General features: G+C 41.4%; 28 protein-coding genes. 6 read left to right on the forward strand and 22 right to left on the reverse strand.

The window, feature by feature from the left end; all coding sequences use genetic code 11:
* Positions 1 to 78: 78 nt before the first annotated feature.
* The gene (locus M2369_RS13510; protein ID WP_024718533.1) at positions 79 to 1,197 is read left to right on the forward strand and encodes an NADH-dependent flavin oxidoreductase; all 1,119 of its coding nucleotides are present in this window, start codon (positions 79 to 81) and stop codon (positions 1,195 to 1,197) included.
* 49 nt (positions 1,198 to 1,246) lie between these two features.
* On the opposite strand, the gene M2369_RS13515 is transcribed toward M2369_RS13510, so the two are convergent.
* Positions 1,247 to 1,753, reverse strand: a complete 507-nt coding sequence (locus M2369_RS13515; protein ID WP_058336717.1) for a PTS sugar transporter subunit IIA — start codon at positions 1,751 to 1,753, stop codon at positions 1,247 to 1,249.
* A gap of 168 nt (positions 1,754 to 1,921) precedes the next feature.
* On the opposite strand from M2369_RS13515, the gene M2369_RS13520 reads away from it, so the two are divergent.
* Positions 1,922 to 2,341 carry an Hsp20/alpha crystallin family protein gene (locus M2369_RS13520; RefSeq protein ID WP_007500867.1) on the forward strand — a complete coding sequence of 140 codons (420 nt, stop codon included), beginning with the start codon at positions 1,922 to 1,924 and terminating at the stop codon, positions 2,339 to 2,341.
* Positions 2,342 to 2,362: 21 nt separating this feature from the next.
* Here M2369_RS13520 and M2369_RS13525 read toward each other — a convergent pair whose 3' ends face one another.
* The 3 genes from M2369_RS13525 to M2369_RS13535 form a co-directional block, all read right to left on the reverse strand.
* Positions 2,363 to 2,815, reverse strand: a complete 453-nt coding sequence (locus tag M2369_RS13525; protein ID WP_017359729.1) for a YppG family protein — start codon at positions 2,813 to 2,815, stop codon at positions 2,363 to 2,365.
* Between the two features lie 108 nt (positions 2,816 to 2,923).
* Complete coding sequence (locus M2369_RS13530) at positions 2,924 to 3,304, reverse strand: YppE family protein (RefSeq protein WP_259254586.1); 381 nt, start codon at positions 3,302 to 3,304, stop codon at positions 2,924 to 2,926.
* Between the two features lie 49 nt (positions 3,305 to 3,353).
* Positions 3,354 to 3,587: a DUF5446 family protein gene (locus M2369_RS13535; protein WP_235683756.1), complete on the reverse strand. Its 234-nt coding sequence runs from the start codon at positions 3,585 to 3,587 to the stop codon at positions 3,354 to 3,356.
* A 196-nt stretch (positions 3,588 to 3,783) separates the two neighbouring features.
* Here M2369_RS13535 and sspM point away from each other — a divergent pair, with 196 nt between their 5' ends.
* A complete protein-coding gene (gene sspM / locus M2369_RS13540) occupies positions 3,784 to 3,888 on the forward strand; it encodes an acid-soluble spore protein SspM (protein ID WP_017359731.1) in 105 nt (34 codons plus the stop codon).
* 23 nt (positions 3,889 to 3,911) lie between these two features.
* On the opposite strand, the gene M2369_RS13545 is transcribed toward sspM, so the two are convergent.
* Positions 3,912 to 4,868 carry a DUF2515 domain-containing protein gene (locus M2369_RS13545; protein ID WP_041507037.1) on the reverse strand — a complete coding sequence of 319 codons (957 nt, stop codon included), beginning with the start codon at positions 4,866 to 4,868 and terminating at the stop codon, positions 3,912 to 3,914.
* Positions 4,869 to 4,914: 46 nt separating this feature from the next.
* Here M2369_RS13545 and recU point away from each other — a divergent pair, with 46 nt between their 5' ends.
* Together recU and M2369_RS13555 are read left to right on the forward strand one after the other, a co-directional pair.
* Entirely contained in the window at positions 4,915 to 5,550 is a 636-nt protein-coding gene (gene recU, locus M2369_RS13550; protein ID WP_017359733.1) for a Holliday junction resolvase RecU, read from the forward strand.
* 19 nt (positions 5,551 to 5,569) lie between these two features.
* Positions 5,570 to 8,242 (forward strand): PBP1A family penicillin-binding protein, encoded by a 2,673-nt coding sequence (locus tag M2369_RS13555; RefSeq protein WP_259254590.1) that lies wholly within the window; start codon positions 5,570 to 5,572, stop codon positions 8,240 to 8,242.
* A gap of 35 nt (positions 8,243 to 8,277) precedes the next feature.
* Here M2369_RS13555 and M2369_RS13560 read toward each other — a convergent pair whose 3' ends face one another.
* The 17 genes from M2369_RS13560 to M2369_RS13640 form a co-directional block, all read right to left on the reverse strand.
* A complete protein-coding gene (locus tag M2369_RS13560; RefSeq protein ID WP_024718527.1) occupies positions 8,278 to 8,787 on the reverse strand; it encodes a YpoC family protein in 510 nt (169 codons plus the stop codon).
* Entirely contained in the window at positions 8,784 to 9,446 is a 663-nt protein-coding gene (gene nth / locus M2369_RS13565) for an endonuclease III (protein WP_249855689.1), read from the reverse strand. The genes M2369_RS13560 and nth overlap by 4 nt, the downstream gene beginning before the upstream one ends.
* A gap of 17 nt (positions 9,447 to 9,463) precedes the next feature.
* Positions 9,464 to 10,168, reverse strand: coding sequence for a DnaD domain-containing protein (locus tag M2369_RS13570; protein WP_007500879.1), 705 nt, complete (start codon positions 10,166 to 10,168; stop codon positions 9,464 to 9,466).
* 97 nt (positions 10,169 to 10,265) lie between these two features.
* Positions 10,266 to 11,558, reverse strand: coding sequence for an asparagine--tRNA ligase (asnS, locus tag M2369_RS13575; RefSeq protein WP_024718525.1), 1,293 nt, complete (start codon positions 11,556 to 11,558; stop codon positions 10,266 to 10,268).
* A gap of 116 nt (positions 11,559 to 11,674) precedes the next feature.
* Positions 11,675 to 12,160 (reverse strand): cell wall elongation/penicillin-binding protein regulator TseB, encoded by a 486-nt coding sequence (gene tseB, locus M2369_RS13580; RefSeq protein ID WP_072368280.1) that lies wholly within the window; start codon positions 12,158 to 12,160, stop codon positions 11,675 to 11,677.
* A 12-nt stretch (positions 12,161 to 12,172) separates the two neighbouring features.
* Complete coding sequence (locus tag M2369_RS13585) at positions 12,173 to 12,343, reverse strand: YpmA family protein (protein ID WP_008344594.1); 171 nt, start codon at positions 12,341 to 12,343, stop codon at positions 12,173 to 12,175.
* A gap of 132 nt (positions 12,344 to 12,475) precedes the next feature.
* On the reverse strand, positions 12,476 to 15,268 hold the full coding sequence (gene dinG, locus M2369_RS13590) for an ATP-dependent DNA helicase DinG (RefSeq protein WP_259254598.1): 2,793 nt from the start codon (positions 15,266 to 15,268) through the stop codon (positions 12,476 to 12,478).
* A gap of 115 nt (positions 15,269 to 15,383) precedes the next feature.
* Complete coding sequence (panD, locus tag M2369_RS13595; RefSeq protein ID WP_058336709.1) at positions 15,384 to 15,767, reverse strand: aspartate 1-decarboxylase; 384 nt, start codon at positions 15,765 to 15,767, stop codon at positions 15,384 to 15,386.
* Complete coding sequence (panC, locus tag M2369_RS13600; protein WP_039165690.1) at positions 15,760 to 16,626, reverse strand: pantoate--beta-alanine ligase; 867 nt, start codon at positions 16,624 to 16,626, stop codon at positions 15,760 to 15,762. Before panC ends, panD begins: the two co-directional genes overlap by 8 nt.
* Positions 16,623 to 17,462 (reverse strand): 3-methyl-2-oxobutanoate hydroxymethyltransferase, encoded by an 840-nt coding sequence (gene panB / locus M2369_RS13605; RefSeq protein WP_008344587.1) that lies wholly within the window; start codon positions 17,460 to 17,462, stop codon positions 16,623 to 16,625. The genes panC and panB overlap by 4 nt, the downstream gene beginning before the upstream one ends.
* Positions 17,463 to 17,661: 199 nt before the next feature.
* The gene (locus tag M2369_RS13610) at positions 17,662 to 18,645 is read right to left on the reverse strand and encodes a biotin--[acetyl-CoA-carboxylase] ligase (protein WP_160757567.1); all 984 of its coding nucleotides are present in this window, start codon (positions 18,643 to 18,645) and stop codon (positions 17,662 to 17,664) included.
* The gene (locus M2369_RS13615) at positions 18,618 to 19,820 is read right to left on the reverse strand and encodes a CCA tRNA nucleotidyltransferase (protein WP_100325371.1); all 1,203 of its coding nucleotides are present in this window, start codon (positions 19,818 to 19,820) and stop codon (positions 18,618 to 18,620) included. Before M2369_RS13615 ends, M2369_RS13610 begins: the two co-directional genes overlap by 28 nt.
* On the reverse strand, positions 19,813 to 20,958 hold the full coding sequence (bshA, locus tag M2369_RS13620; RefSeq protein WP_058336706.1) for an N-acetyl-alpha-D-glucosaminyl L-malate synthase BshA: 1,146 nt from the start codon (positions 20,956 to 20,958) through the stop codon (positions 19,813 to 19,815). Before bshA ends, M2369_RS13615 begins: the two co-directional genes overlap by 8 nt.
* A gap of 2 nt (positions 20,959 to 20,960) precedes the next feature.
* A complete protein-coding gene (gene bshB1 / locus M2369_RS13625) occupies positions 20,961 to 21,665 on the reverse strand; it encodes a bacillithiol biosynthesis deacetylase BshB1 (protein ID WP_024718519.1) in 705 nt (234 codons plus the stop codon).
* Positions 21,652 to 22,071: a methylglyoxal synthase gene (gene mgsA / locus M2369_RS13630; protein ID WP_035702930.1), complete on the reverse strand. Its 420-nt coding sequence runs from the start codon at positions 22,069 to 22,071 to the stop codon at positions 21,652 to 21,654. The genes bshB1 and mgsA overlap by 14 nt, the downstream gene beginning before the upstream one ends.
* Before the next feature lie 17 nt (positions 22,072 to 22,088).
* The gene (gene dapB, locus M2369_RS13635) at positions 22,089 to 22,892 is read right to left on the reverse strand and encodes a 4-hydroxy-tetrahydrodipicolinate reductase (RefSeq protein ID WP_017359745.1); all 804 of its coding nucleotides are present in this window, start codon (positions 22,890 to 22,892) and stop codon (positions 22,089 to 22,091) included.
* Between the two features lie 5 nt (positions 22,893 to 22,897).
* The gene (locus M2369_RS13640) at positions 22,898 to 23,233 is read right to left on the reverse strand and encodes a nucleotide pyrophosphohydrolase (protein WP_008344575.1); all 336 of its coding nucleotides are present in this window, start codon (positions 23,231 to 23,233) and stop codon (positions 22,898 to 22,900) included.
* Between the two features lie 137 nt (positions 23,234 to 23,370).
* Here M2369_RS13640 and M2369_RS13645 point away from each other — a divergent pair, with 137 nt between their 5' ends.
* Positions 23,371 to 24,243 (forward strand): YitT family protein, encoded by an 873-nt coding sequence (locus M2369_RS13645; protein ID WP_003215598.1) that lies wholly within the window; start codon positions 23,371 to 23,373, stop codon positions 24,241 to 24,243.
* The last annotated feature ends 15 nt before the right edge of the window (positions 24,244 to 24,258 follow it).

Below are 24,258 nucleotides of genomic sequence, written 5' to 3' on the forward strand. Positions count from 1 at the left end.
AAATATTTTGATGTGTTGTAACAATATCTATTACACTTCTATAGTGAAATGATTTTATCAAGGAAGAAGATGATCAGATTGAAAAACGAATTTAAGCCTTTATTTGAACCTTTTACATTCCCAGGGGGTGCCTCTATTGATGGCCGTTTAGTCGTTGCACCAATGACACACTTCGGTTCTCATGAGGATGGCACGATCTCAAAGGAAGAAATTGATTTTATTACCGCTAGATCAAGCGAAATGGGCATGGTCATCACCGCATGTGCAAACGTGACGCCAGATGGTAAGGCGTTTGAAGGACAGCCTTCTATTGCAAGGGATGAAGATATACCTGGCCTTCAAAAGCTTGCTTCTGCGATTCAAGCGAAAGGAACAAAAGCCATTATGCAAATTCATCATGGCGGCTCTCAGGCTCTCCCTCATTTAGTCCCAAACGGTGATGTCGTTGCGCCAAGTGATGTATTTAAAGATGGAAAACAAATTGCGAGAGCTTTGACTGAAGAAGAAATTCCTCACATCATCGACTCATTTAAAGAAGCAGCAAGGCGCGCGATCCAAGCAGGATTTGATGGGATCGAAATCCATGGAGCGAACGGATATTTATTACAGCAATTCTACTCCCCGCATAGTAATCAGCGTACAGATCAATGGGGCGGAAGCGAAGAAAAACGTCTCGCATTTCCAATTGCAGTTGTAGATGCGGTGAAAGAAGCAATCAAAGAGCATGTAACAAAACCATTTATCTTTGGGTATCGATTATCACCTGAAGAACCAGAAACACCTGGTTTAACCATGACAGAAACATTTACTTTAGTGGACGTACTTAAGACGAAAAACCTTGATTACTTGCATATTTCTTTAATGGAGATTGACGCTAAGGCAAGACGTGGTGCTGATACAAGTAAGACGCGGATGGAGTTATTAAAAGAGCGCTGTGGTGACACGCTTCCACTCATCGGCGTCGGCAGCGTCATTACAGCTGAGGATGCACTGAATGCATACAATCAAGGGATTCCACTCATCGCTGTTGCAAGAGAAGTCATTGTTGATCCCGATTGGGCAGTAAAGATTAAAGAAGGCAGAGAAAACGAGATTGAGACCGTCATTAAACGCAGTCAAAAAGACAAGTACATGATTCCAGAGGGTTTATGGACTGTCATGGAAGCAAGTAAAGGCTGGGTTCCAATGGAGGATTAGTCTCCTCAATAAAAAAACTACCCTATCAACTCAGGGTAGTTTTTTTGGATTATTTCATTTTCACTGTAAAAAGCTTGGACGTCTGCTTTTCTACAGAGCCCTTAGGTTCTTTGTCAAGATGTTCTACTAAATCACCATTCATGATGACAATTGGTGTCACTGTGCTTGCCGCTTTTTCTTCAATCAGCGCTAAATCACATGTAATGAGAGGATCACCTGCTTTCACTTTATCCCCTTCTTTTATGTGTGCTTCAAAGCCTTCACCATTTAATCCAACCGTTTCAAGTCCGATATGAATCAGAAGCTCAAGCCCCGAGAGTGTTCGAATCCCAATTGCATGTTTTGTATGGAAGAGTTGAATAACTTCACCATCTACTGGCGACACAATGGTTCCGTTTTTTGGTTTTACAGCTACGCCGTCTCCCATCATCTTTTGAGAAAAAACGGGATCTGGTACATCGGTCATATCCATTAACTCTCCATCAACTGGAGAATAAATGACTTCTTCCTTTACATCATCTTGGTTTTTTCCGAAACCGAATAATTTTTTCAGCAATGTTCATTTGCTCCCTTCAAGCTTTGCTTCTAGATCTATTCAGCGTATAAACTTTCACGCCCATACACCTTGCTTCATTCAACACTATTTAATCATAATTTTTTCCTCTCATCAATTGATAACCGCCTGAGCCCCTTTTGCATAGGCTGTAGATGAGAGGTGATTCAAATGAAACATGAAAGTGAAAAGAAACACGAGTTGTTAGCAAATGAAGACATTTTATATGAAGCGATTGAACAATTTTTTGCATCATCGCCGTTTCACGACATTTTAAATAGTGCAGAGGCGCTGATGACCACGAGCCATTCACTTGCATCCATTACAACCGATGTGACAGAAGATGATCAATATGTATATATTGAGATTCGATTTCCAGACCATTTTGTCGAAGGTGATATCGCACTAGAAGTGAAAGCGCAATATTTACACTTATCGGTACAGGAAAAAATCAAAACAGACACGACTTCCTCCTATTCGAGCTTTACCAAAACCATTTTAATGCCTGCAAAAATAGATGAAACCAATATGAAGAGCGTTTGGAAAGATCAATCACTTCGTGTGACTGCGCCAAAACAAACAACCCAATAGATGTATATCTATTGGGTTTTGCTATGCTTTAAAAATACTAGTAAATCCTTTCGCCAATGAGCCCACTTGATTCATTGTACTCATCATTTGTCCAGCAGTATCAAACATTTTATTAAAATCGTATTGCCCATTCGTTTTTTTAAATTGCGACAGCACACTTTTAAATTGAGATGATTGCTGTTTTTGCGGCCTTGGCAAAGGATAAGGATTCATAGGCTGCTGCATAGGCATCATGCCAGGCGGCTGCATTTGCGGCTGATTCATTGCTTCAGGCTGCGGCTGATAAGGCTGGAAGTTTTCCTGATATCCAAAAGGCGGCTGATAACCTGCAGACGGCGGCTGGTTCATTTCACCTTGATATGGGGGCATGAAATATTCTGGAGGCTGCGGAGGCTGCTGCATATCTGGATACGGAAAAGGCCGTTGCTGAAATTGATTCATTTCATAAGATGGCTGGTTTGAATAAGGGAACATGTATCTCGCTCCTCTCGCTCTGAAAACATATTGAAGTCAATGATATATTATGTTCAGGAAGCAGAAGATGTGCCTACAGCAGCCATAAGAAAAACGCAGGCTGTTTCATCAGCTGCGTTTGTTGATTTCTTCTATTAAAAGGTTCAGTGTATAAATCACTGACTCAACTAAATTTTTCACACGAGGTGCATGCTGTTTGCCAAAATAAGATTGCAGCACAACCTCTTTTCCATTTTCTTGGACGGCTTCAAGCTGTTCTTGATGTAAGTATCTAGGATTGGCCTGATGAATAAATGAGGTAGCAGCAGTAAGCCACTCTTCCATTTGCTGATCAAATTTGACAACGGCCGGTTGAATATCGTTGTAAAAATCATAAACTGGGTATTCCTCTTCTGCCTTTCCCTTTAGGTACTGCTCGTATGCTTCTTCGATCCACGTGATCAACTCTTGTGTATGTTTAAGTAATGTTTGATTATCCAAAGTGTTCACCTCTATGAACCATCCTATCAAACGTTTACTTATTGCTCAATTAGAAAAGCTATCCGGCGTGATATGCGGGTCTTGCCCGCAGCTTATACTCTGCTGCATGAATTTTCAATTCACATTCCTTCACTTCAGATTCAAGACGGTCAATGATTTGTTCTTGCTCATCTACGGCAGCGTTTTTTGTTTTTTTGACAGCTAAAGACAGTTCTTCTTCCACCTCATCAATCTTTCGCTCAATTTCCTCTAACAACTGCATAATGGATTCTTTTGATACAAATTCGCTCATCATCAGATTCCTCCTTTATCATCTCTCGTTACATTCTCTTTTCTTTTGCTCCCTCCTTCATACATGACAAAACTAGAACTAAATCGCCAATCTAAGTGAAGATAAGCGCAATTTCTTCCATTTCGACACGTGCTTGTCCTTCTTTGTATGATCGCGTCCGATTGTGTAAATTCTAAGGACAAAGGAGGTAGATGTCATGAAAAAGCAGCAAGCACCAAAAGAGCAAAAAACAAAAGGGAAAGAAAATAGTACAGATCAGCTTGATAAAAAGCTCGGCGGCCCTAACCGTCCATCCACGTAAAAAAAGCAGGTACCCCCTGCTTTTTATTTATGCAAAAAATAGTGTTCTAATGAGAAAAGAAAACGAAGCTGCCTTTTTTTATGAAAATACCAGTCGGTGAGCTCAATTTGTTTTGGTAAACGCTCTACTTCAAACAAGGATGGACTCAATTTCTTTTGAAACCAATCTTCCCTTTGATCGTCTAATGAATGTGTCATGACTGGATACACCGTTCTGAGGAAAGGGCTTGACCTTCGCGCAATCCCTAAAAACGGTTCAAAATCAAATCGAGATCCCGTATGCGGCACGGTATGCAAAAAGTGATAAAAATCCGAAAACAAATCGGCTCGAAACAATAGTTTTGCTAGCTTTTTCCCTAACGTAATGCGCTCTTTTACTTGGGAAAACTTTCGTATGGTTAACCCATACAAATGCCCGTCTACTGTCGGAAAAACGACGGTTTGAAAATGTGCCCACTCGCTGAAAAGATATTGAATCGAGTGAAAAACATTCTTTTTCAGGAGAGGATTTTGTATAATAGGAGATTGTATAGTATATTGTTCATTTATGATGAGTGCATGCAGCAGTCGCTCTGTGTCACGCGTTTGCCAAAATCGTTCCCACTCAGCGCTCATAAAACGAGACACACCGAAATGGGGCAGCAGATGAAATAAAGGTTTACGGCACCTTTTTGACCATTCATACAAGAGAAGCTGCGGGTAAGCATCTGAAAAGATCAACCAATTCGCTCTTTCATATGCTGTAAAGAACAGATGCCCTTGCTGATCCGTTAAACCCGGATGAAAGAGCTCGCCTTTTAAATCTGTCATCGACCATCCAGCATTTCTGGAGACAAAAGAAGCAAGCAGAGACCATTTCATCTCTGGATGACGGTCATAAAAGCGCTTGTACGCATTTGTCCTTGTCAGGTTGTCCTTATTTTTCGCTTTCGTTTCATGTAAAATATGCTGGGTAATCATGTGCTCTTGTTGTGACAACATGGTGATCTCTCCAATACAAAATGCATTAAAAGGAGGCTGAAACTTGATGATTCGGTATCCTAACGGAAAATCGTATCAGCCCATTCAACAAATTGGGACAAAAAAAAGAATCAGCGGCGAATCATCTTATAGTAACCGCGGGATGACGCTTGAAGCTGACTTAAATGAAACGAACCAGTACTATTTGGTCAACGGGATCGCAGTCATTCATAAAAAGCCTACCCCTGTTCAAATTGTCAATGTGGATTATCCAAAAAGAAGCGCTGCTGTCATTAAAGAAGCCTATTTTAAACAATCCTCCACAACAGACTACAACGGGGTATACAAAGGGCGTTATATCGATTTTGAAGCAAAGGAAACCAAAAGCACCACCTCGTTTCCGCTCAAAAATTTCCACGACCATCAAATTGAGCATATGAAACAGGTTGAAAAGCAAGGCGGTATTTGTTTTGTTATTATATCCGCATTTGGTTCCGTTTATTATTTGTCCGCTACTGACCTCTTCTTCTTTTGGGAGCGGCAGCAGCAAAACGGCCGTAAATCCATTAGCAAAGATGAATTAATGGAAGCAGGTCACCTCATGACACTTGGATATTCGCCAAGAATTGATTATATTAAAGTAGTGGAGACACTTCATTTTTCGGATGACAGCAAGCAACATTTACGTTCGAAAAAGGTTTAACACGAAAGGTTGAGATGTGATGTCTGATCAATTTACAAGTCGTGAACAGCGACGTAAAGCAAGTCAAGAAAACAATAAGAAGCAAAAGAACAAAAAAGGCAAAAAGAAAGCAGGTCTATTTAAAAAAATATTTTTATCTTTACTCGTGATCGGTCTTCTTTGTTTAGTAGCCGGAATCACAACTTTTGCCGTTTTTGCATCAAGCGCTCCTTCTATTGATGATAGCAAGCTAAAAACGCCGTATTCTTCAAAACTTTACGATAAAGACAAAAAAGTCTTTGCAGAAGTCGGGGCGGAAAAAAGAACGTATGTCTCGATTAAAGATATACCCGACGTGGTAAAAGACGCGTTTATTGCAACTGAAGATGCACGTTTTTATAAACACCACGGGATTGATCCTATCCGTATTGGCGGTGCTCTTGTCGCAAACGTCGAGGACGGTTTTGGAGCAGAAGGTGGAAGTACGATTACACAGCAGGTTGTGAAGAACTCCCTGCTTAACAATCAAAAGACGTTAAAACGTAAAGTACAGGAAGTGTGGCTCTCGATTCAGCTTGAGCAAAAATACTCTAAAGATGAAATTTTAGAAATGTATTTAAACCGTATTTTCTTCTCTCCTTATGCTTATGGTGTTGGGAAAGCGGCTGAACAATTTTTCGGAGTGACAGATTTAAATAAACTAACTGTTGCACAGGCTGCCACACTTGCAGGTATGCCGCAAAGTCCATCTGCCTATAACCCAGTGAAACATCCAGAGGCAGCGGAAAAACGCCGTAATATCGTTTTAGGCCTAATGAAAAAACAAGGCTATATTTCAGAGAAAGAGTATGAGGAAGCAAAAGCAACACCTGTCAGCAAAACCGTTGTTTCAGCTGATAAATATAAGAGTCAAAACTCAAGTAAGTACTCTGCTTATATTGAAGAAGTCATGGAAGAAGTACAGAAAAAAGCCAAAGTAGATGTATCAACAGATGGATTAAAAATCTATACTTCTCTTGATCGAAAAGCTCAGGATCATCTGGATGACATCATCAATGGGGATTCAGCCGGATTTACGAAAGGTATGCAAGCTGGAGTCACCCTGCTGGATACAAAAAATGGTGAAATTCGTGCCATTGGTGGTGGTCGTGATGTGCCAGCCGGCGGCTTTAACTATGCCACTGATGCAAAACGCCAGCCGGGATCTACAATTAAACCAATTTTAGATTACGGTCCTGTAATTGAAAACAAAAAATGGTCAACATATCAGCAAATTGATGATGCGCCTTATACGTACTCTAACGGTACACCAATTAACAACTTTGACAGAAGACACTTAGGGAAAATGTCGATGAGAAGTGCTTTGGCGCAATCACGAAACATCCCTGCTTTAAAAGCTTTCCAAGAAGCTGGTACAGATAATGCTGTTCAATTCGCCAATAACTTAGGTTTGGACTTACCTTCTGACATTCCTGAGTCTTACTCAATCGGCGGATTTGACGAAGGAGTCTCTTCTCTTAAAATGGCTGGTGCATTTAGTGCATTCGGTAACAACGGATACTATAATGAACCGCATGCCGTAACGTCTGTTGAATTTAATGACGGGACGAAGCTTGACTTAACGCCAGACTCTAAAGCAGCCATGAGTGATTACACTGCGTTTATGATTACAGATATGCTGAAAACTGCTGTACAATCTGGAACAGGTACACTCGCACAAGTACCGAATGTTCAAGTAGCTGGTAAAACAGGTACAACCAACTTTACACAAGATGATATTAATAAATACAACGTCCCTTCTGGCGGGGCGAAAGATTCATGGTTTGTCGGTTACACGCCGCAATACACAGCAGCTGTGTGGACCGGAATCGGCAACTCAAAAGATGCAGACGGCAAAATGTGGCTCACGGATTATGAACAACGTGTTGCCAAAGTTGTCTTCCAGAAATTAATTTCTCAAATTGATGATGGAAGCGGCTCATTTGAAAAGCCAGACAGTGTCGTTGAAGCAACGGTTGAAAAAGGATCAGATCCAGCGAAGTTAGCTGGACCAAACACACCAAGTGATAAGAAGACAACGGAATACTTCGTCAAAGGAACTGTCCCAACAAAAGTTTCTGACACATATGAAAAGAAAGAAGCTGACAAACCATCTGACTTAAAAGCGGTGTATGATGAAGAGAAAAAATCGATTACACTCACTTGGGGTTATGATGACGATGCAGATGCAACATTTAATGTGAAGCAAGCGGTCGATGATGGCGGCTATAAAGACATTCAAAACAGCTCTTCTAAAGAAGCCGTCATCTCTGATGTGAAGCCAGGATCCACCTATAAATTCCAAGTGACAGCGACTGTAGACGATGTCACAAGTAAAGCTGCTTCTACCTTCCTCACCATTAAAGATGACGAAGAAGAGGAAGAAAAAGCAGATGATGAGAACAAAGAAGAAGAAGAGCCACAGCAACCTGATGATGAGCAAACAGATCAAACAGATGATAATCAAAACCAAGGCGGCACTGATGAGCAGAAGCCTGATGATAAAAAAGATCAAGGCGGAAATACCGAAAATGGTGATGGCTCAGACAGTACAAATGGAAACAGCAACTCACAGAGCGATGCCAATAAAGATAAAAAGAAAGACGACGAGAAAGCCAATTCTCAAAGCTCAAATACTCAGTCAAATTCTACTTCTCGCAAAGAAGACGAATAACAAAAAAGCACTTGCCCTATGTGGCAAGTGCTTTTTTAACGATTTTGTTTTAACTTTCTGAGTGCTTCATATTTTCCATACTGCTTTTTGAGCTCTGTGTATAACTCGTCCAATTGAATAAAGCAATGATATTGAGTAGGTTTAAGCAAAATAAACTCTAATCGTTCTGTCCAGTTAATGGGGGCTACTGGAAACGTCTGTTGTTTAATTTCCTCCCAATCAACGGTTTGAAGCCTCTCTCCTTTGATCCAGTAAAACATTGCAATCATACTGACAATGCCTTGCAGCATATCATCCTCTTCACACCGAGATTTTCTCGTTTGAAAGCGAGGAAGCATGTTGTCTTTTAATTCATTCCACAGATCAAACATCAAAGGAACAAATTCTTCCGTTTTCTGCCACGGTTGCTCATCTAGTAAAGGTTCTGAAGATAGATCAAATGCGAGTGGATTGATTCTTAATATATCCTTTTTTTCGCCGCTTATCTCTACCTTTTTCTCTTTTAGCTTTTCGACATATGAGGTGAAAACAGCTGCTCCGCTCATGCCAGCTTCACCAGCCCTTTTTTCAGCCTCTTCTGCCCTTCTCTGCACATATCAAGAAGTGGACAAGATTCACACTGTGGCCGCTGCGCCTTACAGTGATATCTGCCGAAAAAGATGAGACGATGATGGGTCACGGACCAATCATCTTTTGGCACCTTCTTCATTAAGGTTTGCTCTACCTCAAGAACAGAATCCTTCCAGCGGCAAATCCCAAGTCGTTTGCTGACGCGCTCGACATGTGTATCTACTGCAATGGCGGGAATTCCAAAAGCGACAGATACAACGACATTTGCTGTTTTCCGTCCCACCCCTGGGAGCTTGATTAGCTCATCTCGATCTCTTGGCACTTCACCGCCATAATCTTCAATCAGCATTTGGCTTAATTTTTGAATGTTTTTTGCCTTATTACGATAAAGACCGATCGAACGAATATCCTGCTGCAACTCTTCAAGCGGCACACTTAAATAGTCTTCTGGTGTTTTATATTTTTGAAATAGATGTTTGGTCACTTTGTTCACTAGAACATCTGTACATTGCGCTGAGAGTGCGACAGCAATCACTAGTTCAAATGGATTGGAATGAACAAGCTCACACTCAGCCTCTGGAAACATATCTCCTATAATATCTAAACATTCATTGATTTGTTTTTTTGATAACATGCCTTCTCCTTTATTGGTTATTGTTCCAGCCAATTATAAAAAGGAACTTGTCTTTTATATGAAGATGTTTCTTCTTTTGAAGGTGGGGCTTTTTGCTGCGAACGGAAATGCTGGCTATGCTCTTTCGCTTCTTCCGCTGTTTTCAGCCCTTTCTTTTTCCACTCAAACAATATTCGATCGATATAGCGAAAATTTAATTTCCCTGATAAAACAGCTTCTCTTAGAGCAAGACGAATCATCTCAGCATCATGATGGTCTTGGTCCATCCAGATCGAGAGTGTCTCCCCTTCAAGAGGAGAAAGTGGTCTGCCAAACTCATCTTCAAATAGCGCATATAAAGATTTTTCAGCCTGCACATGATTCTTTTGCAGGTCTTTCGCCTGTTTTGCTTCTAAAAAGTCATACAGCACACCCCATAAGGGTTCTACCGAGTAACGGTCATGCTGAATACCAGACCTGTCTTCAAACGGCTGGATCGAAATAAACCCTTTTTGAATCAAATACTGCACCATATAAGCACATTCTTCGGCCGAAATGGTCATACCATGTGAAAGCTCTTCAAATGTTTGAAAAAAGACGCCTTGTTCTTCATTCATTTTAATCTTTAACATGACCATCATTTGTGATTCATTCAGTCCTAATTGCTCATAATGGGCAATCAGCAAATTAGGCAAACTGGTCGAACCCATTTTCTGCATATCTATAAATTGCTGCCTTTTCATCGGATACACCTCTTAACTTTCAGTATATCACGTTTTCTCATACGTGCTGCCCTTAAGACGTTTGAAAAAGCCTCCATATGTTGGAGGCTTTCACGTCTTAAGGATATAAACGGTTTAATAATCTTGGGAATGGAATTGTTTCACGCACATGCGGCGCTCCGCTAATCCAAGCAACTGTTCGTTCAAGTCCAAGACCAAAACCTGAATGTGGTACAGAACCATACTGTCTTAATTCTGTGTACCATTTGTACGTTTCTTGATCTAACCCATGTTCTTTTAATCTTGCTTCAAGCAGATCTAAATCATGAACACGTTCAGAACCGCCGATAATCTCTCCATAGCCTTCTGGTGCAATTAAATCTGCACAAAGGACGACATCATCACGGTCTGGTGCAGGCTGCATATAAAATGGTTTTAATGAGGTTGGGTAATGAGTGATAAAGACTGGTTTATCATAGCTTTCGGCGATCGCTGTTTCATGCGGCGCACCGAAGTCATCTCCCCATTCAATGTCATCAAATCCTTTATCCTGCAAGAATTTAATCGCTTCATCATATGTGATGCGCGGGAATGGTGCTTTGATGTTTTCTAATTTTGCTGTATCACGGCCAAGTGTGTGCAGTTCTACTTTACAATTTTCAAGTACACTTTGAACAACGTGAGACACATAATTTTCTTGGTACTCAAGGTTCTCATTAAATTCAACAAATGCCATCTCAGGCTCGATCATCCAGAACTCGATTAAATGACGTTTTGTTTTCGATTTTTCTGCTCTAAATGTTGGACCGAATGAGAATACTTTTCCGAGTGCCATCGCAGCAGCTTCCATGTAAAGCTGTCCACTTTGAGAAAGGTAAGCATCTTCATCAAAATATTTAGTAGCAAACAGCTCTGTTGTTCCTTCTGGAGCACTTCCTGTTAAGATTGGCGGATCCACTTTCACGAAGCCTTCTTGATGGAAAAACTCATATGTAGCACGAATAATTTCGTTACGGATTTTCATAATGGCATGCTGTTTTTTAGAACGCAGCCATAAATGACGGTGATCCATTAAGAATTCTGTTCCATGTTCTTTTGGTGTAATTGGGTAATCTGTTGCTTCGTGAATCACTTCAATGGATTTCACTTGTAATTCAAAACCAAGTGGTGAACGTTCGTCTTTTGTTACTTGTCCTGTGACATAGACCGATGTCTCTTGTGTCACTGATTTCGCAAGCTTAAAGACTTCCTCTTCCACCTCTGCTTTTACAACGACTCCTTGAATAAAGCCTGTCCCGTCGCGAAGCTGCAAGAATGCAATTTTCCCGCTTGAACGTTTATTGGCAATCCATGCGCCGATTGTTACTTCTTCATCGACGTGTTTGAACACTTGATTAATAGTTGTTTTCAACATATTTCCCTCCAAAGCCAGAAAGAAACTCACCTTGTTAGATAGGTGTGATTCTTTTTTCATACATTTTATTATAACCGTTCTAAATCAGCATGGTCAACGCAAGACAGAAGAAACTATGGTGTTAAATTTTTTTCCACTCGTCCTGTCGTAAAATCAACATAGCTGAAACTATATTGGTTGTTCTCATTTAAGTACGTTACTTCCCAAAGGAGGACGTCACCTTCTCTTGCTAATTGAACATTTTTCAGCTTAGAAATGGTGTTCTCCTTTTGAACGGCTTGTACTGCTTGGGTTGAAGTAATGCCTTCTTTTGCTTTTTTAGCAATGACTTTTTCTTTTTTGCTGGCAGGTACCCACACATAGATCGCTTCGTTTTGTTTGTTTTTACCTTCCACAATAAATTGCTTTTCTTTCCCAACAAAGGTATCCACTTGCTCTACTTGTTCTATTGATGCTTGCTTTTTTGCTCGTTCAATCGCTGCCTCATGACCTTCTTCTTTTTGTCCCATGGCAATTTGATAAATCCACGAAAAGCTAATGATGCCAATGAGTAAAACGAGCGCAGCAATGGATGAAATAATCCAAACTATTTTTTTCATGTCAAGCTTCCCCTATGTGCGATATATGGTAAATATCGCTTGATTTTGATCTTCTTGATCTAATGCTAATCCAAACATAAGATCTTCCCTTTTAAGCGTTCTGTTCAGCAAATCGACGATTTTGTATAGGTCTTCTGAATGCTTAATTTGAACAGTTGAAAGTACCTCTATTTTACTTTCCACTTCTAATTCCTCCTCGGTACGTAAATATTGTTAGTCATACTTTTCAATGTGAGAACCGATACTATTTTTACAACGGAACATAAAAAGCCGTTACGATAAATTAACTCCAAACCCACACCAGTGAAAGGCCGCTTATGACAGCGGCTTTTCGTTGTTAAGCTTTTCTATATACGCCTCAAGCGACTCTTTGGACATCTCGTGAACTGGCGCATGATGAAGTGATTCTAAAAATAGTTTTCCATACGAAGCGGTTTTCACTCGGCGGTCTAAAATCAGCAATGTTCCGATGTCTTTTTCCGAGCGCAGCAAGCGGCCTGCTCCTTGCTTAAACGTTAACACAGCTTCCGGGAGAGCGACGGCTTTAAACGGATTCTTCCCCTGTTTTTTTGCCACTTCGCATTTTGCTTCAATGAGCGGTGAATCGGGCGGTCGGAAAGGAAGCCTTGCCATAATGACGGTCGTTAGCTCTGAGCCAGGAAAATCCACACCTTCCCAGAAACTCCCTGTTCCTAGCAAGATGGCCTGCTTCGCCAATTTGAACATTTTTGTCAATTTTACAGGGCTCCCGCCTGTCAAACCTTGAGCAAACAAGGCCGATTGCATACCTTCTGATTTCAGCTCTTCATACACTGCTTTTAACATCTCATGTGAATTAAATAACACCAATATTTTCGCTTGATCCTGCTTTTCCATGATCTTAATATATGTTGCAGCTTGCTTCACATATTCGCGTTCATCACGGTTTGTGATCGGCGGCATGTCAGCAGGTACAACGACCTTAAGCTGTTTTTCAAGTTCAAAGGGTGAATCAATTTGGACAAGGTGTGGGTAAAAATCTTGCAGGCCAAAACGTTCCAAGCAATAATCAAAGCGTTGATTGATGGTAAGCGTCCCTGATGTGAGGACAACGCTTTTTTTGTTCATGAAGAACCGATCAGCTAGCAACTCCCCTGTATCTAGCGGCTGCGCGTGCATAAAGACAGCATTCTTGGCACCCTTTGCATCAATCTCAATCCAAACGGTTTCATCATTGTTTGGTTCAAAGATAAACCGGTACAGCGTACTGCAGAATGTCTGCATAAATGACATCACTTGATCGTATTCTTCTGCTTCAAATGCAAACTGCTCTATGAACTGATCACTTTTGTGAAGCAACTCATTTTTTTGCTGCTCATACAGTTTCTCACAAGCAATCAATAATGAACAAAGCTTACTCGCTGATTCTTTAATTCGGACCCACTGAGCATGTTTTGAATGATGACGGACTCTATGAATGAGACGATTGATGTCCGCTTTTGGTTTTGTCCTTTTGACAAAAGAATGTACGGTACTAAAAAATGCGTCACTTTCCATCTGAAGCTGCTGAAGATACTCGTCCATTTCAATAAAGGTGTCAGTTGATAAACCTGCCCCATGAAATCTCTTTTTCAATTTCTTAAGCAGCCCGCCATGCAAAGAGCCAAGCTGCGTTAATTTCGCATGAAGCTGGAGATAAGACGCACTGTCACCTAGCGTTTCATTGGCTGTTTTTTCAAATTGGTGGGCCTCATCAATCACATAGACATCTGCATGCTGAAAGATAGAAGGTCCTTCCGTTTGAGATAAAAGCAGACGGTGATTCGTCAAAATTAAATCAGCGGTTTGAGCCTTTCGTTTAGCCCGTTCATAAAAACAATGTTCTTTAAAACGGCGTTTTTTCGATGTAAATGGCATGTGCATACAAGAGATACGGTCTTTTATATTTGCAGCTCCTGACGGTAAATTCAGTTCAGACAAATCACCTGTTTCAGTGACAAGAAGCCACATTAAAATTTGCGCTTTTGTTAAGACAACATCATAGTTATCATCTTCCTCATGCAGCACATGCTCAAACTTATCTAAACAAATATAATGTGCCCGCCCTTTAAACACACAGGCGGCTGGCTCAAATGGGAGCAATTGCTTGAGTAGCGGAACATCGCGCTGAAGCATTTGCTGCTGCAGTAAAATTGAATATGTACTGATAATGACAGGTTTTCCTGATTTCTTTGCTTCTAAAGCAGCTGGTATAAGATAAGCGAGTGTTTTCCCGATTCCTGGCGCCGCTTCAATTAACGCATAAGCTCTTTCATGGAACGCATCTCTTACTTTGTTCATCATCGTGAGCTGGCCTTCTCTTACTTCATAGCCTTCTAATGTTTGAGGAAGCTTCTCTTTTATCTCCTCAAACAGCTGCTCGTCGTCAGCGCCTACTGCATATGTCGATTCAGTGATAGGATTGGTCACATCTTTCACAGCAAAAGATCCTACTTCTACAAGCGAATCATCCTGACTAGAGTGATTGGTTTCAAGCTGCTTAATTAAAAGTCCTATATCACTTAGAAGATAAGAGGATAATCTGCGCAGCTGTTTTAACACATTTGGCGGTGTATTCCTTAATTGATGTAATAAGGTTAAAAATAACATGGCAGTAACTTCCGCATCACTATCCGCCCTGTGCGGGTGGTCATGTGGAAGCATGAGCTCTTCGCTTAATTCAGTTAGCTTATAACCTTCAAGCTCAGGATAAAGAATTCTAGAAATTTCAACCGTATCAATCGCTAGCACATCCAGCTCATTTTTCCCGCATGCTTTTAGTTCATCGTTTAAAAAGTTCAAATCAAAATGAACATTGTGCGCAACAAAATAAGCGCCCTGTATGAGATCATACACCTCTTGGGCAATGTCCTCAAAAAACACCGCGTCATCAACCATGTGCTGTTTAATACCTGTCAGCTGTTCAATAAATCCAGGAATCGTTTTCCCTGGGTTCACATATTTTGAATACCGTTCGACAATTTGTCCATTTTCAATGACCACCGCAGCAATTTGAATGATTTTATCACCTTTTTTTGGTGAATTCCCGGTGGTTTCAATATCAACGACAACAAACCTTTGATCGGTCATAAAATGGACACCTCAATTCCTCGTTCCACTCATAGTGAAACACACTCTGGGCAATATAGCTGAAACAGAACAGCTTCCTTATGATGAAACTGTTCTGTTTCCATGTGAGCGTGCGTTATAAAATCGTTCTCGCAGGCTCTTGCCCAATCATTTGTTCAATTTGATTTTGTTTATTTAACACGACCACTTTAGGTGTGTGCGATTGCGCTTCTTCCTCTGACAACATCCCATAAGCGATAATAATGACTTCATCTCCTGGCTGAACCAATCTTGCTGCCGCACCATTTAAACAAATGACACCGCTCTTTCTTTCCCCAGGGATGATATATGTTTCAAGTCTAGCACCATTGTGATTATTGACAATTTGCACTTTCTCATTTGCCATCATGCCTGCCGCATCAAGCAAATCTTCGTCGATGGTAATACTACCTACATAGTGTAAGTTTGCTTCAGTCACTGTCGCTTTATGAAGTTTCGAGGTCATAAAAGTTCTATACATGTTTTTCACCGCTTTCAGGAACATGGAAAATCACATTATCAATCAGTCTTGCCCGGGAGAACTTCACAGCAGTGGCAATGATCACTTGGCCCGTTAAGTGCTGAAGAGGTTCAAGCTCTGGGTAGGAGTAAATGTCAATATAATCGATTTCCCCACTCGTTTGAAGAATCTCCTCTTCCACTAATTGATAAATACGATTTACATCATGTTCACCATTTTCTACAGCTGTCTGTCCTTTTTTTAATGCCCGGTATAAAGCAGGTGCTTCTTGCCTTTCTGTTTCAGACAGATACACGTTCCTTGAACTTTTCGCTAAACCGTCTTCTTCTCGAACAGTAGGAACAGACACAAGGTGAAGATCAAAAAAGAAATCCTTGATCATCGCATCGATAACAGCGACTTGCTGTGCATCCTTTAGACCAAAGTATACATTGGTTGGTGCGACAAGGTGAAACAGCTTTGTCAGCACCGTGACAACTCCGTCGAAGTGTCCTGGGCGTTTCTTCCCGCATAAGACGTCTGTACGCTTTTGGACAGTCATCGTAATCGATGGCTCGTCTTTGTACATTTCCTTCACATCAGGTGTAAATAATATATCTACTCCAGTTTCTTCGGCAAGACGCTGGTCTCTTTTCATATCTCTTGGATAGGATTCAAAGTCTTCATTCGGTCCAAATTGCAATGGATTAACAAAGATGCTCATCACTACGATGTCATTTTGATCTCTTGCTTCTTTTGCAAGCGTAAGATGTCCTTCATGAAGGAAACCCATTGTAGGGACAAATCCAATGGAATGCTGCTTCTTTTGATGCTGCTTGATCATTTCTTTTAGTTCATGAATATGGGAGACAACCTTCATTCCTTGATCCCCCCATATAAACCATCAAGGACTTCTTCTTTCATATGAAAGGTATGAGCATCCTCTGGGAATGTGCGTGCTTTTACTTCTTTTGTATATTGTATGAGCGCTTCTTCTAATACAGCATCGATTTGCGCGTATTGTTTCACAAATTTAGGTGTTCTAGACACGCCGTACCCTACCACATCATGGTAAACGAGAACTTGTCCATCTGCTTCAGCCCCTGCCCCAATTCCGATCACAGGAATCTTTAGCATGTCAGTAATCCGTTTTGTCAGTTCACCAGGTACACATTCTAACACAAGGGCGATGGCGCCTGCTTCCTCACATTTCAGACTATCTTCAATCAATTTCTGTGCACTCTCTTTGTCTTTTCCTTGCACTTTATAGCCGCCAAGGACACCGACTGATTGGGGGGTGAGCCCTAAATGGCTTACAACAGGAATACCGCCTCTTGTAAGTGCTTGGATGGATTCAAATACTCCGTCTCCACCTTCAAGCTTTAAGGCATCAGCACCGCTTTCTTGCATAATGCGTGCTGCATTTTTCATCGTTTCTTCTAATGAATAATGATAAGACATAAATGGCATATCCGTCACAACAAATGTGTCTTTTGCGCCTCTTTTGACTGCTTTTGTGTGATGAATCATATCATCCATCGTCACTTGCACTGTGGAATCAAGTCCAAGGACAACCATCCCAAGTGAGTCACCAACTAAGATCATGTCGACTTCCGCTTTTTCCGCTTGCTTTGCAGCTGGATAGTCGTATGCTGTCAGCATCACAATAGGTTCGTTTTGTTCTTTCATTTTGAAAAAATCTAACTTTGTCTTCATTTGTTCCTCCTCATTCTGGAGAGGAGATGGCTTGTCTGATCTCACATGCTTTTATCTCTCATGTGCAGACGAATCATCCCTCTGTCCAAGTCCCTTAGGATCAAGGCAGAAATTTATCGAATTTTTCTTCCTAACAGGTACAGTTCTTTTTCAGATACTGCCCACACGAAGTATATCAAAAATGTGCCGGGTGTTCCACTTAAGTTGACTTGATCTCAATGTCAGCGGAGTAGATGTTTTGGATTCCGCCTTCCGTTTCGAGTAAAAGAACGCCTTCATCATTAATCCCAAGCGCCGTTCCAGCATATTGTCCATTGACGGTGCGTGCGATGATACGCTTTCCAATGGTCATCGCATACGATTCCCATAATTGTTTGATCGGAGCAAAACCATAAGTCATATATTCATCATACCTTTTTTCAAAGGTGGACATGATGGTTTGAATCAATGCCGCTCTGTCTATCTTTTCACCCAGCTCCATTTGCAAACTCGTCGCAACATCCTTTAATTCTTCAGGAAAATCATTTGCCGTCTGATTCACGTTAATGCCTGGACCAATAATGACTGCGTGAACTTGGTCAGCTTCTGCTTTTAATTCAGTCAAAATACCAACGACCTTTTTTCCGTTAAGCAAAATATCGTTTGGCCATTTGATTGATGGACTGAGACCCGTTTGCTGCGCTATGGCTTCAGCGATGGCGACAGATGCTAAAAGCGTCATTTGCGGCGCTTTGTGCAGCGGTATTTCCGGCCGGAGAATCAAACTCATCCAAATGCCTGTCCCATTTGGTGAATGCCACGTTCTTTGAAGGCGGCCTTTTCCGTTTGTCTGATGATCACTGACAACAAGCGAGCCGTGCGGGGCTCCTTTATTGACGAGGTCATGGGCAATGAGCTGAGTTGAGGTGACTTCTTCTTGAAAATAAATATGCCTGCCAAACAGCTCTGTTTCCAAACCAAACAGAATTTCGTCTTCACTAATTTTGTCCGGTTTACGAAGCAGCCGGTATCCTTTTCTTCTGACCGCTTCGACCTCATATCCCTCTTTTCGCAAATCCTCTATATGCTTCCATACTGCCGTTCGGGAGCAGCCAAGCTCATCACATATTTGCTGGCTTGAGACAAAATCTTGCTCAGATGCTGTAAATAGTTCAATTAATCGTTTTCTAATCGCTGATCGCACGCTATGAGCCACTCCTCTATGGCTTCTTTTCGGTTTTCAAGCTGGTTTTGCAAAACGGCTTTTTTTACAGAAGAAAGCTCTTCTGCAATCCATTTACCAGCTGGCTTTTGCCGAAAGGCCATCAAATCTTTTCCTGACACTGCAAGGTCTTGAAGCTGTTTAATCGGCAACGCATCATATGAACGTTTCGCCGCCTCCAGCTCATCAAAGAAAATGCGGCGCTCATGTTTGAGTTGCGTGATTTTCATACTAGAAAGCAGGACATGTTCACCAGCTTCAAACATTTTTTCCGCATCCCAGTCACAATCAACATATTTGCTAATGGCAACGGCTTCTTTTAAAAGTTTCGTTGATAACTTCCATTCTTTTAAAAAGGACACCGCCTCCGCCTCATCTAGACCAAGTAAATGGATAAAGGCTCCCCATACCTCATCTAACCCATCCAATAAATAATACGGGAAAGCTTGGAACGTTTCATTCAGCTGATCCTTTTTGAGGCCGGGCAATTCTTCATACAATTTGGTGGAGATGAGCACCTTGATGGCTTGCTCACAGTAGCGGCCTTTTAAAAGTTTTTCCATTTCGATTTTTTTGCGTTCAACAGATATGTTAGCAAGCAGATGTTTATCTTTTTTCATTGCTTCTTCCGTCTCTTTAGAAAGCTCAAACCCGAGCTGGCTTAAAAACCGCACCGCTCTCATCATCCGAAGCGCATCTTCTTGAAAGCGGCATGCAGGATCTCCAACCGTTTGAATTCGTCTTCGCTTAATATCCCGCTTGCCGCCCACATGGTCAATGATGTCACCATGAATATCCATGGCCACTGCATTGATCGTTAAATCTCTTCTTAAAAGATCTTCTTTTAGTGATGAAATAAACGCCACTTCTTTAGGCCGTCGAAAGTCTTCATATTCTGATTCAGTCCGAAACGTAGTGACCTCATAGCTGACCCCGTCAAGTAACACAATAACAGTGCCATGCTCTTTGCCGACATCTACTGTTTTATCAAATAAAGACTCCACCACATCAGGTGTGGCATCTGTCGCAATATCGATATCCCCAATTTCCCTGCCTAAAAGGACATCTCTCACCGCACCGCCGACAAAATAAGCTTGATACCCATGTTCATGCAGTGTATGTAAAATAGGGATCGCATGTGTGAATGGTTCATTCATTTTCAACATCACCTTCGATCAATTCTAAGTAAAGCTCTTCATACTCTCTCACAATTTTGTCAGAAGAGAAATTGGCTTCAACACTAGACTTGGCTGCCATCGATATTTGCTTATGGAGCGCATTGTCTTTCAGAATAGAGATGGCATGTTTTGCTGCTCCATCTACATCACCAAGCGGAACAAGGAATCCTGTCTCTCCATGTGCAATCACCTCTGGAATTCCTCCAACGTCTGTTCCTATACAAGGTACTCCGCATGCCATTGCTTCAAGTAGTACAAGACCAAAACTCTCTTTCTCAGAAAGCAGCAGCTTCAAATCACTAATCGAATAGAGCTCCTCCACCTTCTCTTGCTTTCCTAAAAATAACACGCGGTCCGTTAATCCAAGCTTTTTCACAAGCTCGCAAACAACCGATTTTTCAGGGCCGTCCCCAATCAGTAGCAGTTTTGCATTCACCTGTTCAGAAATCTGTTTAAACACATGGATTACGTCATGCACCCGCTTCACTTTACGGAAATTTGATACATGGATGACGACCTTCTCATCCTGCAGAAGACCATAATGCGTCTTCAGCACTTCGTGATCTTCACGCAAATATACACGCTCATCGACGAAATTATGGATCGTATCAATTTTTTTATTCGGTTTAATTAGATCGTATGTCTGCGCAGCTAATGAATGTGATACAGCCGTTACGCGGTCAGATGATTCGATCGCAAACCGGATAACTTCCTTTAAAGATGGGTCATAGCCTAAAACCGTAATATCCGTCCCGTGAAGGGTGGTGACGACTTTGACAGACTGTCCAGTCATTTGTTTGGCTAAGAACGCACAGACAGCGTGAGGGACCGCATAATGCGCATGAATAATATCAAGCTTCTCTCGTTTTGCCACTTCTGCGAGTTTACTTGCCAGTGCAAGGTCATAAGGCGGATATTGAAACACAGCATATTGAGTGACATCCACCTCATGAAAATAAATATTCGGATACACTTTATTGAGTCTAAACGGAATACTTGAGGTAATGAAATGAACATCGTGCCCTTTTTCAGCTAAACGTTTTCCAAGCTCTGTGGCAATAATGCCCGAACCGCCAACACTCGGATAACAAGTGATTCCGATCTTCAATTTTTTCATAATTACCCCCCAAGTAAGTCATCGTCCATCAAAAGTGGCTTCTTTGTCAGAAACCCTTCTGCAAAAGGTTTATTGACTTCCCTTCCATACATCGACTCTCTCATTTTGACAAAATCGATATAACCATTTACAAGCGGTGTCTCCACTGAACTCTCTGTTTTGACAAATTGGCTTTTATACGCATGTAAGCTATCAATTTTTTGCTTCATCTCGTCTGAGATATCGATCACAAAATCTGGACGATGGTGGCCATTAATCATGTAATAATACATCTGGCTTATTTTATGCGCTGGCTGCTTGTATGAATCTTCAAATTTATGTATACCTGCAGAAAAAGCGGCCTCTTCTACAAGTGAACCCGCATGACCATGATCAGGATGTCGATCTTGGTGGTGCGGGGCAAAAATAAGTCTCGGTTTGTATGTTCGGATGACACCTGCAATTTCTTTCATCGCTTCGTCATTCAGATAAAGTCCTCTATCTGGCAACGTGAGCTGGATTCGAGTCGTGACGCCTAAAATGGCAGCGGCTGCTCTGGCCTCTTCTTTTCGGCTTTCAACCGTTCCGTTTGAAGATAATTCAGCCTGAGTCAAGTCACAAATCCCAACACGTGCCCCTTTTTTTACGTATTTTGCAATCGTTCCACCCATACCGATCTCTACATCATCGCTATGGGCACCGAATGCAAGGATATCAAGTGGTTTCATGCGTTCCTCCGTTTTTTGCTACATCTCGAAAATCAAACGTACCTTTATTTAAATTCCTGACTAAAATTTCGGCGGTCCCCATATTGGTTGCTAATGGGATGGCATACACATCGCAAAGCCGGATGAGTGCAGATACATCCGGTTCATGCGGCTGTGCAGTGAGAGGGTCTCTAAAAAAGAGCACAAGATCCATTGCATTATCAGCAATCATAGCACCGATCTGCTGATCTCCTCCAAGTGGTCCTGATTGGAAACGATGAATGGGCAGCCCAGTCGCTTCTTTCACTCTTAAACCTGTGGTTCCTGTTGCATAAAGTGTATGATCTGCCAAAAGATCTCGATACGCAATGGCGAATTGAATCATGTCACTTTTTTTCTTATCGTGAGCGATTAAAGCAATGTTCATCAGGGATCCACTCCTTATTAGTCGATAATATTTTCTAAGCCATAGACGAGTTGATCAATATGCATCACCTGTTCAACAGAAAGCTTCACACCTGACATAAAGGATGCACGGTTATAAGAATCATGACGGATCGTGAGCGTCTGTCCGTCCATTCCAAACAGCACTTCTTGATGAGCAATCATGCCTGGAAGCCTTACGCTGTGAAGACGGATGCCATCATAATCTGCTCCTCGAGCACCTTCGATTAGTTCTTTTTCTTCAGGGTGCCCCTGCTTTTTGCTTTCTCTTACTTCAGCAATCATTTCAGCCGTTTTTAGTCCTGTACCGCTCGGAGCGTCCAATTTTTTATCATGATGAAGCTCAATGATTTCAACATCAGGAAAATAATTTGCTGCCATTTTGGCAAACTTCATCATTAAAACAGCACCAACAGCAAAGTTAGGCGCAATAATACAGCCTATCCCTTTTTCTTCTGTTAATTGCTGAAGTTCTTTTAGGTCGTCTTCTGAAAAACCTGTTGTGCCTACGACTGGACGTACGCCATGTTCAAGGGCTTTTTTTGTATGTACTTTCCCGATTTCTGGGGTCGTCAAATCAATTAATACATCCGGTGCTGTTTCTGAAAGACACACGTCAATATCCGTATAAATGGGCGCATCAGATGTTGTATGAAGCACATCTGATAGCTTTTTCCCCTCATGTGTGTGATCAAGTGCTGCTACTAGTTCGAAATGGCTTGTTTCTTCTGCCAGCTTGACAGCCTCTATCCCCATTCTTCCTCTTGCTCCAGCGATTACAACTTTGATGGTTTGATTCGTCATCTTCTCTACTTCCCTTCTTTTTTCGTCCAGCGGTCTTTGTCTCTTGTATTGAATTTATGCATCACACGATCATGGGCTTCTTCAAGTGATATATTGAGTGAATTGGCAAGGCATGTTAACACAAACAGCACATCGCCAATTTCTTCTTCCATGCTTTTTTCTGTTTCTGTTGTTTTTTTCGGCTTTTCTCCATAGTAATGGTTGACCTCTCTTGCCAGCTCACCTAATTCTTCTGTCAGACGGGCCATCATGGCAAGCGGGCTGAAATAGCCTTCTTTAAATTGTCCTATGTAATCATCGACTTCTTGCTGCACGTGACGCAGCGTTTTTTCATTCGTCATGAAGCTCATCCTCCTATCCATCTCTTACATGTTAGCGAAATCATAAATATTTGACAAATGTTTAAAACTCAGTTTGCTTGTTTCTCTTCCATACCATATAATATTATCGCTGTCTAAGCAAAAAAAGGAGTGATCTTTTGCTAAAAGAAATTCGTCTTAAAAATATCGTATTTATTTTAATAGGATCTGCGATTTTTTCTTTCGGCCTTGTTCATTTTAATATGCAGAACAACTTGGCGGAAGGCGGATTTACAGGTATCACACTGCTTTTATATTTTCTATTTCACATTGACCCATCTATTTCAAACCTTGTGTTAAACATTCCGATCTTTTTTATCGGCTGGAAAATGCTTGGCAGAACCATGTTTACATATACAATTGTCGGAACCGTCAGTCTTTCTGTCTTTCTAGCCATCTTTCAGCGCTTTCAAATACATATGCCTCTTCAGCATGATTTAGCCTTAGCCGCACTCTTTGCAGGTGTGTTTATCGGAACAGGCCTCGGAATCATCTTTAAATTCGGCGGGACAACAGGCGGCGTGGACATTATTGCAAGACTGATCAACAAACATTATCAAGTCGCAATGGGAAGAACGATGTTTATCTTCGACGCATGTGTCATTACCATCTCTCTCACCTATTTAAATTACAAAGAAGCCATGTATACACTTGTTGCCGTATTTGTTGCTGCAAAAGTCATCGACTTCATGCAAGAAGGCGCTTACGCTGCCAAAGGAGCGATGATTATTTCTGAAAAGGATGACATCATTCAAAAGAAAATCACAGAGGAAATGGAGCGCGGAGTGACCATTTTAAAGGGTGTCGGCTCCTATACGAAACAGGAACGCAACGTCCTTTACTGCGTCGTTCCAAAAAATGAGCTTGTCCACCTCAAGAGTGTCGTAACTTCCGTCGATCCTCATGCCTTTGTATCAGTGAGTGACGTGCATGACGTACTTGGTGAAGGCTTCACATTAGATGAACATAAAAAGCCGCTCAATCCCCACTAAAAAAGAAGCCCGATA

The organism is Bacillus sp. JUb11, from assembly GCF_024807925.1.
GTDB classification, from domain to species: Bacteria; Bacillota; Bacilli; order Bacillales; family Bacillaceae; genus Bacillus; species Bacillus altitudinis.

Excerpts from the sequence above, each read along its gene's own strand:
- M2369_RS13520 (WP_007500867.1), top strand. The coding sequence starts at position 1,922 with ATGAAACATGAAAGTGAAAAGAAACACGAGTTGTTAGCAAATGAAGAC.
- M2369_RS13525 (WP_017359729.1), bottom strand. The coding sequence starts at position 2,815 with ATGTTCCCTTATTCAAACCAGCCATCTTATGAAATGAATCAATTTCAG.
- M2369_RS13535 (WP_235683756.1), bottom strand. The coding sequence starts at position 3,587 with ATGAGCGAATTTGTATCAAAAGAATCCATTATGCAGTTGTTAGAGGAA.
- sspM (WP_017359731.1), top strand. The coding sequence starts at position 3,784 with ATGAAAAAGCAGCAAGCACCAAAAGAGCAAAAAACAAAAGGGAAAGAA.
- M2369_RS13545 (WP_041507037.1), bottom strand. The coding sequence starts at position 4,868 with ATGTTGTCACAACAAGAGCACATGATTACCCAGCATATTTTACATGAA.
- recU (WP_017359733.1), top strand. The coding sequence starts at position 4,915 with ATGATTCGGTATCCTAACGGAAAATCGTATCAGCCCATTCAACAAATT.
- M2369_RS13555 (WP_259254590.1), top strand. The coding sequence starts at position 5,570 with ATGTCTGATCAATTTACAAGTCGTGAACAGCGACGTAAAGCAAGTCAA.
- M2369_RS13560 (WP_024718527.1), bottom strand. The coding sequence starts at position 8,787 with ATGAGCGGAGCAGCTGTTTTCACCTCATATGTCGAAAAGCTAAAAGAG.
- nth (WP_249855689.1), bottom strand. The coding sequence starts at position 9,446 with ATGTTATCAAAAAAACAAATCAATGAATGTTTAGATATTATAGGAGAT.
- M2369_RS13570 (WP_007500879.1), bottom strand. The coding sequence starts at position 10,168 with ATGAAAAGGCAGCAATTTATAGATATGCAGAAAATGGGTTCGACCAGT.
- tseB (WP_072368280.1), bottom strand. The coding sequence starts at position 12,160 with ATGAAAAAAATAGTTTGGATTATTTCATCCATTGCTGCGCTCGTTTTA.
- dinG (WP_259254598.1), bottom strand. The coding sequence starts at position 15,268 with ATGACCGATCAAAGGTTTGTTGTCGTTGATATTGAAACCACCGGGAAT.
- panD (WP_058336709.1), bottom strand. The coding sequence starts at position 15,767 with ATGTATAGAACTTTTATGACCTCGAAACTTCATAAAGCGACAGTGACT.
- panC (WP_039165690.1), bottom strand. The coding sequence starts at position 16,626 with ATGAAGGTTGTCTCCCATATTCATGAACTAAAAGAAATGATCAAGCAG.
- panB (WP_008344587.1), bottom strand. The coding sequence starts at position 17,462 with ATGAAGACAAAGTTAGATTTTTTCAAAATGAAAGAACAAAACGAACCT.
- M2369_RS13615 (WP_100325371.1), bottom strand. The coding sequence starts at position 19,820 with ATGAATGAACCATTCACACATGCGATCCCTATTTTACATACACTGCAT.
- bshA (WP_058336706.1), bottom strand. The coding sequence starts at position 20,958 with ATGAAAAAATTGAAGATCGGAATCACTTGTTATCCGAGTGTTGGCGGT.
- bshB1 (WP_024718519.1), bottom strand. The coding sequence starts at position 21,665 with ATGAAACCACTTGATATCCTTGCATTCGGTGCCCATAGCGATGATGTA.
- mgsA (WP_035702930.1), bottom strand. The coding sequence starts at position 22,071 with ATGAACATTGCTTTAATCGCTCACGATAAGAAAAAAAGTGACATGATT.
- dapB (WP_017359745.1), bottom strand. The coding sequence starts at position 22,892 with ATGACGAATCAAACCATCAAAGTTGTAATCGCTGGAGCAAGAGGAAGA.
- M2369_RS13640 (WP_008344575.1), bottom strand. The coding sequence starts at position 23,233 with ATGACGAATGAAAAAACGCTGCGTCACGTGCAGCAAGAAGTCGATGAT.